Origin of the sequence: Lujinxingia vulgaris (assembly GCF_007997015.1) — a bacterium.
In the GTDB taxonomy this organism is placed as follows: Bacteria; Myxococcota_A; Bradymonadia; order Bradymonadales; family Bradymonadaceae; genus Lujinxingia; species Lujinxingia vulgaris.
Map to the genome: position 1 here is coordinate 1 of NZ_VOSM01000029.1, position 1,466 is coordinate 1,466.

A 1,466-nucleotide genomic window follows, 5' to 3' on the forward strand; every position below is an offset into this window, starting at 1 on the left:
TCCAGACCATAAAGCTCGCGCACCTGCGCCATGATCTCGGCCTGTTTGACCGTATCGACACCGAGATCCGCCTCCAGCTCATAGTCGACCTCGATCTCTTCGGCCTCATAGCCCGTCTGCTCGCACAGCACGCGCATAAGCTCTGCATCGATCGACGCTCGATCGACTGCAGGCGACGTCGCATCCCTGGACACTACATCTGCACGATGGCCTGGCGCCTCGTCTGCACGACTGCCTGGCACCTCGTCTGCACGACTGCCTGGCACCCGGTCTGCACGACTGCCTGGCACCTCGTCCGCACGACTGCCTGGCACCTCGTCCGCACGATGGCCTGGCACCTCGTCCGCACGATGGCCTGGCACCGCGTCAGCACGATGGCCTGGCACCGCACCATCCCCCATCATCCCCACACGCTCCGCCACATAATCCCCCATGCGCCTCAACGTCGGATACTCCGAGAGACGAAAACTCTCATCCCGTTTCAGACCATAAAGCTCGCGCACCTGCGCCATGATCTCGGCCTGTTTGACCGTATCGACACCGAGATCCGCCTCCAGCTCATAGTCGACCTCGATCTCTTCGGCCTCATAGCCCGTTTGCTCGCACAGCACGCGCATAAGCTCCGCGTCGATCGACGCTCGATCGACTGAAGACGACGTCGCATCCCCTCGCACCGCGTCTGCACGATGCCCTGGCACCTCGGCTGCACGATGGCCTGGCACCTCGGCTGCACGACTGCCTGGCACCTCGTCCGCACGATGGCCTGGCACCGCGGCTGCACGATGGCCTGGCACCGCGGCTGCACGACCGTCTGCACAAGTGCCTGGCACCACGTCTGCACGATGGCCTGGCACCACGCCCGCCATCCCCACACGCTCCGCTACATAATCCCCCATGCGCCTCAACGTCGGATACTCCGAGAGACGAAAACTCTCATCCCGTTCCAGACCATAAAGCTCGCGCACCTGCGCCATGATCTCGGCCTGTTTGACCGTATCGACACCGAGATCCGCCTCCAGCTCATAGTCGACCTCGATCTCTTCGGCCTCATAGCCCGTCTGCTCGCACAGTACGCGCAAAAGCTCCGCATCGATCGACGCTCGATCGACTGCAGGCGACGTCGCATCCCCGGACACTACATCTGCACGATGGCCTGGCACTTCGTCTGCACGATGGCCTGGCACTTCGGCTGCACGACTGCCTAACACCTCGGCTGCACGACTGCCTGGCACCGCGGCTGCACGATGGCCTGGCACCGCACCATCCCCCATCATCCCCACACGCTCCGCCACATAATCCCCCATGCGCCTCAACGTCGGATACTCCGAGAGACGAAAACTCTCATCCCGTTCCAGACCATAAAGCTCGCGCACCTGCGCCATGATCTCGGCCTGTTTGACCGTATCGACCCCGAGATCCGCCTCCAGCTCATAGTCGACCTCGATCTCTTCGGCCTCATAGCCCGT

1 protein-coding gene is annotated in these 1,466 nt (G+C 62.9%); it reads right to left on the reverse strand.

Features of this window, described 5'->3' with window-relative positions:
• A partial coding sequence (locus FRC98_RS20740; protein WP_230467873.1) for an acyl carrier protein occupies positions 1 to 1,466 on the reverse strand: 1,466 nt, incomplete at both ends.